The organism is Methylobacterium sp. 174MFSha1.1 (assembly GCF_900116815.1).
In the GTDB taxonomy this organism is placed as follows: domain Bacteria; phylum Pseudomonadota; class Alphaproteobacteria; order Rhizobiales; family Beijerinckiaceae; genus Methylobacterium.
Genome location: NZ_FPCB01000005.1, coordinates 325,535 through 338,602 on the forward strand (window position 1 = coordinate 325,535; position 13,068 = coordinate 338,602).

The 13,068-nt window shown below is 72.4% G+C and carries 11 protein-coding genes; 5 read left to right on the top strand and 6 right to left on the bottom strand.

Annotation, left to right across the window (positions count from 1 at the left end; genetic code table 11):
• The first annotated feature begins 89 nt into the window (after positions 1–89).
• The 3 genes from BM430_RS03425 to BM430_RS03435 all read left to right on the top strand — a co-directional run bounded on the left by BM430_RS03425 (position 90) and on the right by BM430_RS03435 (position 4,532).
• Positions 90–1,058: an MBL fold metallo-hydrolase gene (locus BM430_RS03425; RefSeq protein WP_093565318.1), complete on the top strand. Its 969-nt coding sequence runs from the start codon at positions 90–92 to the stop codon at positions 1,056–1,058.
• A 137-nt stretch (positions 1,059–1,195) separates the two neighbouring features.
• The gene (locus BM430_RS03430; RefSeq protein ID WP_093565320.1) at positions 1,196–1,966 is read left to right on the top strand and encodes an NAD kinase; all 771 of its coding nucleotides are present in this window, start codon (positions 1,196–1,198) and stop codon (positions 1,964–1,966) included.
• A gap of 193 nt (positions 1,967–2,159) precedes the next feature.
• Entirely contained in the window at positions 2,160–4,532 is a 2,373-nt protein-coding gene (locus tag BM430_RS03435) for a PAS domain-containing hybrid sensor histidine kinase/response regulator (RefSeq protein ID WP_093565323.1), read from the top strand.
• A 9-nt stretch (positions 4,533–4,541) separates the two neighbouring features.
• Here BM430_RS03435 and BM430_RS03440 read toward each other — a convergent pair whose 3' ends face one another.
• From BM430_RS03440 to BM430_RS03450, 3 genes are all read right to left on the bottom strand, one after another.
• A complete protein-coding gene (locus BM430_RS03440) occupies positions 4,542–4,787 on the bottom strand; it encodes a hypothetical protein (protein WP_093565478.1) in 246 nt (81 codons plus the stop codon).
• A 98-nt stretch (positions 4,788–4,885) separates the two neighbouring features.
• Positions 4,886–5,440: a spermidine N1-acetyltransferase gene (speG, locus tag BM430_RS03445; RefSeq protein WP_093565327.1), complete on the bottom strand. Its 555-nt coding sequence runs from the start codon at positions 5,438–5,440 to the stop codon at positions 4,886–4,888.
• A gap of 36 nt (positions 5,441–5,476) precedes the next feature.
• Positions 5,477–5,791 (bottom strand): hypothetical protein, encoded by a 315-nt coding sequence (locus BM430_RS03450; RefSeq protein WP_093565330.1) that lies wholly within the window; start codon positions 5,789–5,791, stop codon positions 5,477–5,479.
• Between the two features lie 247 nt (positions 5,792–6,038).
• On the opposite strand from BM430_RS03450, the gene BM430_RS34515 reads away from it, so the two are divergent.
• The gene (locus BM430_RS34515) at positions 6,039–7,367 is read left to right on the top strand and encodes a L,D-transpeptidase family protein (protein WP_244539293.1); all 1,329 of its coding nucleotides are present in this window, start codon (positions 6,039–6,041) and stop codon (positions 7,365–7,367) included.
• Positions 7,368–7,511: 144 nt separating this feature from the next.
• Here BM430_RS34515 and BM430_RS03460 read toward each other — a convergent pair whose 3' ends face one another.
• Complete coding sequence (locus BM430_RS03460) at positions 7,512–8,813, bottom strand: OprO/OprP family phosphate-selective porin (RefSeq protein ID WP_093565333.1); 1,302 nt, start codon at positions 8,811–8,813, stop codon at positions 7,512–7,514.
• 176 nt (positions 8,814–8,989) lie between these two features.
• On the opposite strand from BM430_RS03460, the gene BM430_RS03465 reads away from it, so the two are divergent.
• Positions 8,990–10,012 (top strand): YncE family protein, encoded by a 1,023-nt coding sequence (locus BM430_RS03465; protein ID WP_093565336.1) that lies wholly within the window; start codon positions 8,990–8,992, stop codon positions 10,010–10,012.
• Positions 10,013–10,173: 161 nt separating this feature from the next.
• Here BM430_RS03465 and BM430_RS03470 read toward each other — a convergent pair whose 3' ends face one another.
• A complete protein-coding gene (locus BM430_RS03470) occupies positions 10,174–11,253 on the bottom strand; it encodes a GcrA family cell cycle regulator (protein ID WP_093565338.1) in 1,080 nt (359 codons plus the stop codon).
• 137 nt (positions 11,254–11,390) lie between these two features.
• The gene (locus BM430_RS03475; RefSeq protein ID WP_093565341.1) at positions 11,391–12,629 is read right to left on the bottom strand and encodes a DUF3095 domain-containing protein; all 1,239 of its coding nucleotides are present in this window, start codon (positions 12,627–12,629) and stop codon (positions 11,391–11,393) included.
• Positions 12,630–13,068 lie beyond the last annotated feature (439 nt).

Sequence of the window (13,068 nt, forward strand, 5' to 3'; positions counted from 1 at the left end):
CTATCGCGCGTGACTGGTGCGCGTGAGTCCCTATCCCCTTTCGCGGCCCGCGCTCTAGCTGCGAGGGCAGACGCTCAGGGAGGCCTTCCATGTCGATGAACCGTCGCACCCTCATGGCCGGAGGCGTCCTCGCCGGCCCGATCCTCGCCAGCGCGCCCGGCCTCGCCGGCGGCGGCTCCGCCCCCGCCGGCGACCTGCCGGGGGTCTACCGCTACGGAATCGGCGAGGCGACGGTGACGGCCCTGCACGAGGGCGGGGTGAAGCGCCCCCTCGACGCGGGCTTCGTGCGCAACGCACCCCTCCCCGAGGTGCAGGCGGCCTTGCGCCAGGCCTTCCTGCCGACCGAAACCCTGCCGATCACCTTCACGCCGCTCCTCCTCACCCTCGGGGGCAAGCGGGTGCTGGTCGATGCGGGCTTCGCCGATCAGGGTCCTCCCGGCACCGGCGGGACGTTGCGCGGGCTGGCGCTCGCCGGGATCGATCCCGGCGCGGTCGACGTGGTGGTGATCAGCCACTTCCACCCCGACCACATTCTCGGCCTCAAGCGCAAGGACGGCTCGGCCACCTTCCCGAACGCGCAGGTCCTGGTGCCGGAGCCCGAGTGGCGCTTCTGGACCGAGGACGGCCGGGTGGCGAACCCGCCGGAGGCCCTGAAAGCGAATGTCGGCGCCGTGCAGAAGACGTTTGGCAGCGGCCTCAAGGTCGAGCGCTACGCCTGGGACAAGGAGGTGCTGCCGGGTCTCACGGCGCTGGGCACGCCGGGCCACACCCCGGGCCACACCTCGTTCCGGCTCGAATCCGGGGGGAAGCGGCTGCTGATCGCCTCCGACATCACCAACCACCCGGCCCTGTTCGTGCGCCATCCCGACTGGTCGGCCCTGTTCGACATGGATGCCGACCAAGCCCGCGCCACCCGCCACAAGATGCTGGCGCTCATCGCCGACGAGCGGCTGCCGGTGGCGTTCTACCACGCCCCTTTCCCGGCCGCGGGGCACATCGCCCGCTCCGGCGGATCTTACGAGTTCGTGCCGCTGCAATGGGGGCTGGACGTCGCCTGAGCGCGGCCGACCGCTGGACGGGACGCCGGCCCCGCGTGCTATGCCTCTCCCGACGCGGCCGGCGACGGCCCGGCGGCCGTTCGCGTCACGGGAGGCGTTGGGCGGGACCGTCTCTCAAGGTGGTCGGGACACCCCTCATGGCGCGGCGCTTCAACCAGATCGCCTTCATCGCGAGCCCGACGCCCGACGCCCGCGAGGCGGCCGAGCTCCTGATGCAGCGCTACGACCACGTGCCGCCCGAGGAGGCGGACGTGGTGGTGGGGCTCGGCGGCGACGGGCTGATGCTGCAGGCGCTGCACCGCTTCATGGGCACGGGCAAGCCGATCTACGGCATGAACCGCGGCACCGTCGGCTTCCTGATGAACGAGTTCCACCTTGACGACCTGATCGAGCGGCTAGAGGTGGCCCAGCGCAGCATCGTCCATCCGCTCCTGATGATCGCCACCGATGTCGGCGGCCTCACCCACACGGCGCGGGCGGTCAACGAGGTCTACATGCTGCGCCAGACCCACCAGACCGCCAAGCTGAAGATCTCGATCGACGGCCAGGTCCGCCTGCCCGAGCTGATCGCCGACGGGGTGCTGGCGGCGACCCCGGTGGGGTCGACCGCCTACAACCTCTCGGTCGGCGGGCCGATCCTGCCGATCTCGTCCCAGCTCATCGCGCTCACCCCGATCTCGGCCTTCCGGCCCCGGCGCCAGGGCAGCGTGCTCCTGCCCAACCACGTCCGCATCCGCATCGAGGTCAAGGATCCGGAATACCGCCCCGTGGCGGCGGTGGCCGACCACACCGAGTTCCGCCGCGTCGCCCGGGTCGAGACCCAGCTCGACCGCTCGACCGACCTCGTGATGCTGCACGATCCCGGCCAGGGCATGGACGAGCGCATCCTGCGCGAGCAGTTCGGCTGAGATCCTGCCACGAGATCCTGCGAAGAGACCCTGCGGCAGGACCCTACGGCAAGGCGGCGCACTGGCAGCCGGCCCGTCCCCGCATAGATCCGTCGCCGGGGCCGGCCCTGCCCCGACGGAGCGCCCGGATGCCCGACCACCCCCCGTTTCCCACTGCCGCTCCGCTCCGTGCGCACCGCCGGGCGGGCGCCCGATGAGCGAGGGTGCTCTGCGGGAGGACGATTACCGCAACCTCGCCGAGTCGCTGCCGCAGCTCGCCTGGATCGCCGAGGCCGACGGCGCCATCGTCTGGTACAATCAGCGTTGGTACGATTACACCGGCACCACCTTCGACTCGATGCAGGGCTGGGGCTGGCGCGCCATCCACCACCCGGACCATCTCGAGCGGGTCGAGGCGCGCTTCCGCCGCGCCTTCGCCACCGGCGAGCCGTGGGAGGACACGTTTCCGCTGAAAGGCGCCGACGGGGTCTTCCGCTGGTTCCTGTCCCGGGCCCAGCCGTGGCGCGACGCCTCCGGGCGGATCGTGCGCTGGTACGGCACCAACACCGACATCACCCGCCGGCGCGCCACCGAGGAGCGCCTGCGCCACGCCCAGGACCGCTTCCGCGCCCTCGTCGACAGCGCCGCGGCGATCATCTGGTCGGCGGATGCCAACGGCGAGCTCTCGATCGGGCAGTGGCGCTGGACCGCCTATACCGGCCAGAGCGACGAGGAGTGCCAGGGCTGGGGCTGGGTCGAGGCGGTGCACCCGGACGACCGGGCCAAGGCCGCCGATGCCTGGTCCCGCGCCGTCGAGGCGCGCACGCCGTTCGAGATCGAGTACCGGATGCGCCGGCGCGACGGCGCCTGGCGCCACATGGAGGTGCGGGCCGCCCCGGTCATCGCCGAGGACGGGGCTTTGCGCGAATGGGTCGGCATGCATGTCGACATCACCGCCCGCAAGGAGGCCGAGGCCGAGATCGACCGCGCCCGCCACGCCGCGGAAGCCGCCAACCGCGCCAAGAGCCAGTTCATCGCCAACATGAGCCATGAGCTGCGCACCCCGCTCTCGGCGGTGATCGGCTACTCGGAGATGCTGGCGGAGGAGCTGGAGGATCTGGGCCAGGCCGAATTGCTGCCGGACCTGCGCAAGATCGAATCGTCGGCGCGCCACCTCCTCGGCCTCATCAACGACGTCCTCGACATCTCGAAGATCGAGGCCGGCCGGATGACGGTGGCGGCGGAGGATTTCGCCGTCAAGGACATGATCGGCGACGTGGTGGCGGCGACCGAGTCGCTGGTGGGGAAGAAGCGCAACCGCCTGGTTCTCGACGTGCCCGACGGGATCGGCGCCATGCGCCAGGACCAGGGCAAGGTGCGCCAGTGCCTGGTCAACCTGCTCGGCAACGCGGCGAAGTTCACGGAGGCCGGCACCATCACCCTCTCGGCCCGGCGCGACGAGGAGGAAGGCGCCGAGTGGCTGACCTTCGCGGTGACCGATACCGGCATCGGGCTCACCGCGGAGCAGTGCGGGCGCCTGTTCGAGCGCTTCGCCCAGGCCGACGAATCGACCACCCGGCAGTTCGGCGGCACCGGCCTGGGCCTCGCCATCACCCGCGCCTTCTGCCGGCGCATGGGCGGCGACATCGCCGTGACCTCGACCTACGGCGAGGGCGCGACCTTCACCATCCGGCTGCCGGCCCTGCTGACGGCGCAGGACGACGAGCCGACGCCGGAGGAGGTGCGGGCGCTCGACGAGGCGAAGGCGGAAGCCGCGCGCCACGACGTGGTGCTCCTCGTCGACGACGACCCGGCGGCGCGGGACCTGCTCTCCCGCTTCCTCGAGCGCGAGGGGTTTCGCGTCCGCACGGCGAGCGACGGCAGGGCGGGCCTGGCGCTCGCCCGGGCGCTCAAGCCGCGGGCGATCCTGCTCGACATCGAGATGCCCCGGATGGACGGCTGGTCGGTGCTGCACGCCATCCGCAGCGACGCGGACCTCGCCGCGACCCCGGTGATCATGACCTCGGTGGTCGCCGAGCAGGGGCTCGGCCGGGCGCTGGGCGCCACCGACTACCTCGTCAAGCCGATCGACTGGGACCACCTCAAGGGCCTGATGGAGCGCTACCGCCCGGCCGATTCCCCCGGCACGGTGCTGCTCGTCGACGACGACGCCGATGCCCGCGAGCGCCTGCGCCGCAGCCTGTCCCGGGACGGCTGGACCGTGCGCGAGGCGGAGAACGGCGCCGTCGGCCTCCAGCGCCTCGACGAGGGCCGGCCCTCCCTGATCCTCCTCGACCTGATGATGCCGGTGATGGACGGCTTCGCCTTCCTCACGCGCCTGCGCGCCCGGCCCGACGGCACGGACGTGCCGGTGGTGGTGCTCACCGCCAAGGACATCACCCCGGCCGAGAAGGAGCGGCTCGGCCGCGACACCGAGCGGGTGATCGTCAAGGGCAGCGTCTCGCTGAACGAGATCGGCCGCCTCCTGCGCAACATGTACGCCGACCGGGTGAACGACGCGGTGCCGGCCTCGCTGCAGGGGCTGATCGACGAATTGGCCGCGCGGACGGGGCCGGAGGGGGGGTGAGGGTCGCGCCTACCCGCGTGAGCGCCCCGGCCCGGTCCCCTCGTCCCACACGCTCCAGCGAAAGACCTCGGTGCCGGCGCCGTCGACGATGCGCACGGCCTCGGCGGAGGGCCCCGAGCGCTGCGGCATCCGGGCGCGGCGGAACAGGCGCAGGGCCCGCTCGCGGGCGGCGTCGAGGCCCGCGGTGCGGATCGAGGCGCGCTGGACCGGCGCGTCCTCGGGGCCGATGATCTCGATGTGGTAGGTTTCGCGCAGCAAGGGTCTGGGGGCTCCGGTCGGCCCCCTCAATAGGGGAGCCGGACCGGCGAGCGCCAGAGGCCGCCCGTCGCGAAGGAGGCCTGACCCCGCATTCTTCAGGTCTTCAGCACCGGCTCGTTGACGTCGCCGCCGCCGCGCCGGGCGAGGTAGGCCGGCTGGAACATGCACATCCGCACCGCGTCGCGGTACTTGCCGTTGACGAAGAACTCGTCGCGCAAGGTTCCCTCAGTCTCGAAGCCGCAGGCCTCGTAGATGCCGATGGCGCGGCGGTTGTCCTTGTCGACGTGCAGGTAGAGCTTGTGGATGTTGAGCACCTTGAAGGCGTAGTCCATCGCGATCCGGGTCGCCCCCAGGGCGTAGCCGCGGCCCTGGAAGGACGGGTGGATCGCGATCTGGAACTCGCAGGAGCGGTGCAGGTGGTTGATCTCCACCAGCTCGACCAGGCCGGCGCGCTCGTTCTCCGGCGTGGCGATGATGAAGCGCCGCTCGGTCTGGTTGTGGATGTTGCGCTCGTAGAGCTGCGCCAGCTCGGCGAAGGACTCGTAGGCCTCCTCGAACCAGTAGCGCATGATGCTGTCGTTGTTGTTCAACTGGTGCACGAAGAGCAGGTCCTCGCGCTCCAGCGGTCGCAGCTTGATGGTCGGGCCCATGGTCGTTCGAAAGATGCCGGTCGGAAGGCCCCGATCCTACTCCTCCGGCGCTCCTGCGTCACCCGCGGACAGGGCGGCGACGGCCGCCGCGAGGCGGTCCCAACCCTCCGCCAGGCGCGTGACCTCGACGATCAGCCGGTCGAGGGAGGCCGCCGCCTCGGCGCCCTCCGGGGTCGCCCGCGCCTCGTCGGAGACCGGGTTCTCCCGCAGGGCCGCGAGCTGGTTGCGCAGCTGGCCCCGCAGGGCGGCGAGACGCCGGCGGCCGGCCTCCCCCGGCAGCGGCCCGTCCGCGTCGTCCCCGGGCGCGTCCTCCTCCACCAGCCGCAGCCAGCGTCGTCCGGTCTCGGGCATGGCAGCCTCCGTCCATCCGGGCCCCGTCGCGGGGCGTGACGGCCGATGCTGCGCGCCAGGAGCGAACAAGAGATTAACGAAACCTTGAGAATACCGCTCGGCGAGGACGTCCACAGCGAAAAAATTCCCAGGATCGATGCGAACCGGACGGTCTTTCGTGGCCGGCTCGCGACGGTGGCCGTTTCTTAGTGCGAAAACCGCCACATTGCCGTGCCAGGCATCGGGCGGGCGGCGGGAGCGACGGGACATGGCCTTGCGGGGACGGACGATCCTGTGCGTGGCCGGCCTCGCGGCGACGCTCCTCGCGGGCGCCCTGCCCGCCCACGCGGTCCCCAAGCACCTCGCCCCGGTGCCGGCCGCGACGGTCGCCCTGATGGCCTCGCGCGGCATGGCGCCCTCGGCGCCGGTGCTGCTGCGGGCCTTCAAGCAGGAATCCGAGATCGAGGTGTGGAAGCGGGCGGCCGACGGCCGCTTCGTCCACCTCAAGACCTTCCCGATCTGCCGCTGGTCGGGCCAGCTCGGCCCCAAGACCCGGACCGGCGACCGGCAGGCGCCGGAGGGCTTCTATTCGGTCGCCGCGCGGCAGCTGAACCCGAACTCGGCCTATTTCCTCTCCTTCGACGTCGGCTATCCCAACGCCTACGACCGGGCCCATGGCGGCACCGGCTCGGCCCTGATGGTGCACGGCACCTGCTCGTCCGCCGGCTGCTTCGCCATGACCGACCGGCAGGTCGGCGAGATCTACGCGCTGGTGCGCGACGCGCTCGCCGGCGGCCAGGCGGCGTTCCAGTTCCAGGCCTTCCCGTTCCGGATGACCGCCCGCGCCATGGCGCGCCACCGCACCGACCGGCACATCGCCTTCTGGCGCCAGCTCAAGGAGGGCTCGGACCGGTTCGAGGCGACGGGCCGCGAGCCGCTGGTCGGCGTCCAGGGCGGGGCTTACGTCTTCGCCCCCTATCCCGACCCGGCGGTCGAGGCCCTGGCGGCGGCGCGGCGCACCGACGAGGAGGCGCGCATCCAGGCCCTGGTCGAGGGCGGGGTGGAGGCGGTCCGCACCACCTACGCCGATGGCGGCCAGCACCCGAGCTTCACCGCGTTGCTCAAGCGCGCCTCGGCCTTCAATGCCGCCGCCGTCACCGGCGCCGCGGCTCCCGTGACGAACGCCACCGCCTACGCCCCGGAAGGGGCGCCGGCGGCGAGCCCCTTCGCGGCCTTCATCGTCCCGGCCGGGTTCGGCGACGTCAGCCGGCCCGAGGCCCTGGCGATGGCCGGGCGCGAGGTGGTGGTGATCCCGGCCCGCCGGCGCCCGCCCGCCCCGCTCCACCCGATCCAGGTCGCGGCCGCCTTCGTGCCGCTGCCGGTGGTCGAGACCGAGCCGTCGCCGTTCTCGCGCCTGCGGCTGGCGGAGGAGCCCTCCCGCCTCACCCTCGCGGCCTCGCCCGAGCCGGCGCGGCCGCGCTTCCTGACGGCGAAATTCGCGGCGTTGCCGTCGGGACCTGTCGGGCCTTCTCCGGTCGCTACGACACCCTCCGCGTCATCCCGGGCCCCGGCGCAGCCGGGAACCCGGGATCCATAACCGCCGACGGTCCAGGATCAGGCGGGACGCGAATCGCTTTATCCTGCACCCTCAGCGGTTATGGATCCCGGGTTCCGCTTTCGCGGCCCCGGGATGACGCGGAGGGTGTCAGGTGAGGTTGTCGAATGACAACAGAAAAATATCTCACCAATACAGCTGCGCCCGCCCGATGAACACGTCCGCGTCGACCGTCCGCCGGTTGAAGTTCAGGCTCGCCGGCGAGGGCGAGGTGTGGGAACGGACGTAGTCGAACACGAAGCGGATGTTGCGGTCCGGGTACCAGTTGAGGCCGGCGGTGAAGTCCTGCTCGATGCCGCCGCGGATGGTGCGGTCCTCGAGGTCGATGGCGCTGTAGCGCAGGCCGAGCTCGAACACGCCGGTGCCGCCGCGGCTGACCCGCTGCGCCTCCGCGACCTCCACGCCCCCGAACACCGCGTACTCGGTGGCGTAGCGTGGCGCGAGCGTGTAGCGCCGGCCCTTGCTGTTGAGGAGCAGGCCGGCCTGGATGTAGCCGCCCTGGAAGCTGAAGGACGGCGCGCCTCCGAAGCGGCCGATCTCGGTCAGGATGTACTCGGCCTGGAGCCGGAACGGCCCGGTCTGCCAGGCGGCCTCGAGCCCGACGCGGCCGATGCTCGACGCGTCGCGGATGCTGCCGGTATTCACGAATTGCCGCGCGAACAGGAACGCCTCGGAGCGGCTCGACAGGGTGAGCGGGCTGCCGTCGTTCGGCAGCGAGCGGTAGCTCCCGGCCAGCCCGACATGCAGGACCTCGTACCCGTCCTTGCTGAGCCACGGCGCGTAGGTGACGCGGGTGGTCGAGGCGATGCCCTGGTCGCCGATCGCCGCGTTGTTGATGTTGCCGCCGAACACGCTCGTCACCGCGGTCCATTGGTCGCCGTGGGTGCCGATGGCGAGGCCGAAATTGCGCGCCGGCGCGAAGGCGTCGGCGAGCGAGCGCTCGGTGAACAGGGTGTTGTTGTCGGAGATCAGCTGGTTGAGGCTGAACGGCTCCTTCATGTTGCCGATCGCCACGATGACGTCCTTGAAGCCCTTGTAGGCGACGACCGCGTCGTTGATCGGCCGGTTCGGCTCGGCGAAATCGTACTGGAAGGCGAGCTCCAGCTCCTTGCCGAGCGTCAGGTAGCTCTCGATCCAGGAGCGGCGCACGGCGATCGGGGTGTCGAACACCGTGCCGAAGCCGCGCTGCTGCACCCGCCCGGTGCCGAAATCGAGCTGCAGGCGCCCGCCGATCCGCAGGGTCGCGGCGTCGTCGGGGAATTTGAGGGTGATGCCCTTCTCGTCGATGGTCAGGCGCTCGCCGAACGGGCCCGGCATTCCCTCGACGGCGGCGGCGGGCAGGCTCAGCAGAGCGAGCAGCAGGGCGGCGAGCGGCCAGGACGGGCGCGAGGGCGTGCAAGTGCGGTTCGGCCAAATGCGGTGCGGCATGTCCGGATCCTCGCGGCGACAACGCGGGACGCTGCCTGTTATTCCATGACGACGCTGCGACCTTCGGCAGGGCCGGGTGCATTAGCGGGTCGGTGTGGCATGCCTGCTACGCTTGACGCAAGGAGCGAACCGCCGCGCCACCTCCGGGTTGTGTCGGCGACGACCGAGGACCCTGCATGCCCCCCGCCATCGACCGCCGCACCTGCCTGTCCGGCCTCGCCGCCCTCGCGCTGACGACGGGCGCCGCCCGAGCCCAGAGCGGGCCGGCCGGCCGCTCCGACACCCTCCTGGTGATGGAGAAGGGCGACTACGCCTTGAGCTTCTACGAGCTCGCCAGCGGCCGGCGCACCGGCCGGGTCGAGCTGCCGGGAGAATACCCGCACGAATTCGCCGTCGACCGGGCCGGGGCCCGCGCTTATGTCGGCCTCTACGGCGCCAAGTCCTCGACCACGCCGGGGCCCGGGGGCGACGCGGTCTACGTCGTCGATCTCGCCGCCCGAAGTCTTTCCCGCACCATCTCGTGCGCGCCGTTCCGGCGCCTGCACGGCCTGCGCCTCGACGCGAAGGACCGATTGTTCGTGCTGAGCGAGGACCGCGACGTGCTGCTGGGCTTCGACGCGCCGGACCGGGCCGAGCGGCCGGACCGGGCGGCGGCGACCGGCGGCATCAAGGGCCACCTGTTCTCGCTGTCGCGGGACGGCGAGACGGCCTACATCGCCAACATCCTGTCGAACACCGTGAGCCGGGTCCGGCCCTTCGCGCCGGCGGAAGGACCGCGCCTCGCCGCGACCGGCCTATGGCCGGAGGGCAATGCGCTCTCCCCGGACGAGGCCACGCTCTACGTCGCCAACCGCCGCAGCGCGACGCTGACCGCACTCGCCACCGAGGCGATGACGGTGACGCGCACGCTCCCGACCCGGGGCGACGTGGTGCGGGTCGATTGCGGGCCGGAGGGCGACCTGATCCTGGCGAACTACGCCGAGAAGAGCCTGTCGCTCCTCGATCCCGCGCTCAAGGAGGTGGCGGTCGTGCCGCTCGGGGCCGCGCCGGTGGCGCTCGCCCGCCATCCGTCGAGCCCGCTCGCCTTCGCGGCCCTGGAGGACGACCGGATCGCGGTCGTCGACCTCGAGGGACGGCGCGTCCAGGGCACTCTCGCCACCGGGCGCGAGCCGGACGTGATGGTGGTCCTGCCCGGATAGAGCATTGTCCGACGAAGGGGATGCCGGTTCGTCGGAGGTATGCGGCAAAAGCAGAAAAGCAAGGAGAGTTGCATCTTGCAACTCTCCTTGGCCCGGGGGCTTGTCCGGCCCCCGGTCGGGGATCTGGCGAAGTCCGGACGACGTCTCGTCCGGACTTCGCGTCAGGCCGCCCGCATCGGGCGCTTCGGCGGCTCGAACACCGTGGCGTAGTGGGTGCGGCACCAGCGCTTGCCGGTGAGCACCCGGCAGCCGCAGACGCGCTTCGACTCGATCGCGGTGCCGTCGCCGTCGGACCAGAGCGGGAAGGTACAGTCGAGCAGGCCCGCCTTGAGAAACAGCACCCCGTCGCCGCCATCGGCTGCGACCGCCGGGACCCGGCGGGACACCGGCAGGGCGACGATGCTGCCGCCCTCGGCCGGCTCGGCCAGCAGGGGGGCGGACATCGCCGGCGCCGGGGCGAATTCGGGCGCCGCCTCACGCACCGCCTGGACGCTCGGCGCGACCGGACGGGCGGGCGCCTCGACGGCGCGCGGCTGCGGGGCGGGCTGAGCCACCGCCGCCGGCCGGGCCGCCGGGGCCGCCTTCGCGGCGGGCGCGGCCTTGCGGGACGGCGCCATGTTGGCGGCGAGGAACGCCCGGGTGGCCTCCTCGAGGGCGCGCGCGCTCATCACCGGCGCCTCGACGCGGGGGGCCGGCGGCGCCACCACCGGCTTGGGGGTCGGCTGCTTGAGAGTCGGCTTCTCGGGCGCCGGCTTCTCGGCGGCCTTCACGGCGGGCTTGGCGACCGGCGCGGCCTCCGGCTTGCCGGGGGCGGGCTTCGCCGGGGCCGCCTTGACCGGGGCGGGCTTGGCGGCGACCGGGGCGACGTCCGCGGTCAGGATCCGGGAAGGCAGGATCCTGGGGGCAGCCTTGGGAGAGGCAGCCTCGGCCGTCTCGGTCTTCGCGGGCTCGGCCCTGGCGACGGCCTGCGCCGGCTCGGCCTTCACGGGCTCGATCCGGGCGACCGGCTCGATCCTGGCGGGGGCGGCCGGGGCCGCCGGCTTCGCGGCCGCTGCCTTGGCCGCCGCGGCCTTCTCCGCGGCCTTGGCCTGCTGCCGCGCCAGGGCGGCCTGCGCCACGCGGCCGATCACATCGGCGACCGTCGTGCCGATCACGCCGGCGATCTCCGCCGGGTCACGTCCATCGATCCACAGCGCGACCGCCTTCTCGGTCGCCTCAGCCGTCCACACCGCGTCGTTCATTTCCAAGGGGGCTCTGTTCCAGTTCGATTCGGAAAGGCGGGATATACGGTGAGTCTGGTCACCAAGTCCCTTCTCTTGACGCAAGGGTGGGCTGCGACCGATCGCCTGCCCGCGCCCTTCCAGGCCACGCTCCCGCCTCAAACCGGCGCGCGGGCCGATTCGTTGCCCGGATTCGCGCCGGTCGCCCGGCGTGCCGCGTCGTTGGCCTTCGCGTCCTTGGCCTTCAGCGCCTGCGCGGCGCGGGCGTAGCCCCCGTCCTCGCCGTCGACGAAGTGGACGTGGTCGCGCAAGGCCGCCACCGGGGTGATGCAGGTGGTGAGCGCCGCGGCCTGGCGGTGCAGGCCGAACCGCACCAGCCCGCCTCCTTCCGCCGCCTCCAGCCGCGCCTCGATCCGCGCCGCGAGATCGGGCCCGCAATCGACGGTCATGCGCAGGCCGTCGTCGTATTTCCGGAAATCGGCGTTCGCCACCAGTTCGTCGAGGTAGCGCGGGGCCGAGAACCCCCCGAGCCTGAGGCTCAACCGGAAGATCAGGTGCGCGACGAGCGTCGCCCCGAGGAGGTGGAGGCGGCGCAGGGCCGGCGAGCCCCACAGGGGCCCGCGCGCCCGCACCTCGTGGGCGAAGCCGGCCGGCGGCCAGCGCAAGGTGGGCGCGCCGGGCGGCAGGGGATGGCCGCCGGCCGGCGCCTCGGCGGCAAGGCGCACCACGTCGGCGATCGCCGCCCGCGCGGCTGTCCGGTCGGCGCCCTCGGCGGCGACCACCAGGATCGACAGGATCAGGCCGTGGCGGGCTTTCGCCGGCTCGAACCGGCAGGTCAGCCCGGCGAGGTCCGGTTGCGTGCCCGCGGGCGCCGGCGCGACGGCATGGAGACCCTGCTTGAGCGCGCGCTCGGCGAAGGCGAGGCCGCCGCCCATGAACATCGCGTAGGCGACGTCCGGCGAAGGCGCGTAGCGCGCCACCTCGACGGAATGGCCGGCCGCGCGGATCGCCGCGACGGGCACCAGGGCGGCGCGTAAGGCGAGCCCCATCGCGTCGCGCGACCACGCCGCCGTGGCGGCCAGCGCGCCGCGCGCCGCCTCTTCCTCCTCGGGCGCGACCAGCACGCTCGCCCCGTCGCCCCCGAACACGAACGGCACGTCGCGCCGCCCGAGCGCATTGCGCAAAGCCGCGATCACCGCGGCGCCGACGAAGTTCACCGCCCGGTAGCGCCCCGCCGCGATGGCGCCAGTCGAATCGACCACGTCGGTGACCGCGACCCACCAGCCCTCCGGGACGGGCCGGTAATGCGCGTCGTCGAGGATGCTGAGGAAGTCGGTCGCCGGGATGAGGTCGGCGTAGCGGAAGCCGTCGGGCTCCGAGGGGGTGAGCGGTTCCATCCGTGCCAAACGTCCGGCGATGCGGCGGCAGTTCCTCGGAGAGCGGGCGTGGCGGGGTTAGGCGTGTGGGGACGCGCGTATTTCCGCTCTCCGGTCGCGCAGTGCAGTGCGGAGAGAGAATGACGCGGTCTTCTCCTCTCCCCGCGGGCGCAGGGCTGTCCAGGGAAAAGAATGGCGCGGGAATCCTCCTCTCTCCGCGGGCGGGGAGAGGGCTGTGTCCCCGTTCAGGGGACGCAGCGAGGCGCAGCCGAGGGTGAGGGGGTGGTGCCGGAGGAGCCTCATCCGGGAATACCCCCTCACCCTCGCTCCGGCTGCGCCTCTGCTTCTTTCGTCCCCGGCAAGGGGGACGAAAGCCTCTCCCCGCCCGCGGGGAGAGGGGAAACCCGCGCCGTTTCTTTTCCCCGGACAGCCCTGCGCCCGTGGGGAGAGAAGAAGTCCC